The organism is Adlercreutzia muris, from assembly GCF_008831045.1.
GTDB classification, from domain to species: domain Bacteria; phylum Actinomycetota; class Coriobacteriia; order Coriobacteriales; family Eggerthellaceae; genus Adlercreutzia; species Adlercreutzia muris.
This window is the reverse complement of sequence record NZ_WAJS01000086.1, coordinates 1-623: the sequence shown is the minus strand read 5'-3', so window position 1 is coordinate 623 and position 623 is coordinate 1. Positions and strand designations below refer to the sequence as shown.

The 623-nt window shown below is 60.7% G+C and carries 1 protein-coding gene; it reads left to right on the top strand.

What is annotated here, in order from left to right:
* Positions 1–623: LCP family protein (locus F8D48_RS11485; RefSeq protein ID WP_151432172.1), on the top strand; the 623-nt coding region annotated here is incomplete at both ends.

Sequence of the window (623 nt, the reverse complement as noted above, 5' to 3'; positions counted from 1 at the left end):
ACGAGCGTACCGGAAGCGACGAGGCCGGCGCGCGTTCCGACACGAACATTGTCGTGTACGTCGATCCCACGAGAAACCAAGCCAGCATCGTGTCCATTCCGCGCGACACCATGATCGACATCGACAACGTGGGTATCTCGAAGTTCAATGCCGCCTACAACTACGGTGGCGTGTCGTCCACCATCCGCGAGGCCAGCCAGCTGCTCGGGGTGGATATCTCCCACTATGCTGAGGTGAACTTCGAGAACATGGTGCAATTGGTCGACGCGGTGGGTGGCGTTGACGTGGAGGTGACGGAGCGCATCGACGACACGGATGCCGACAACACCACGGACAACCCGTATGGCCAGCGCATCATCATCGAGGAGGGCCTGCAGCATCTCAACGGCGAGCAGGCACTCGTGTTCGCGCGCAGCCGCGCCTTCGTCGACGGGGACTTCACGCGGACGGCCAATCAGCGCAAGCTCATCATGGCTCTGGTGAACAAGGTGCTCGACATGCCCGTCACCGATCTTCCCGGCGTTATTCAGGGTGCGGCGAAGTGTGTGACTACGGACTTGTCCGTTACCGATATCATCTCGCTGGCCGAGCAGTTCAAGGGCGAGGGTGACCTAACGGTGTAC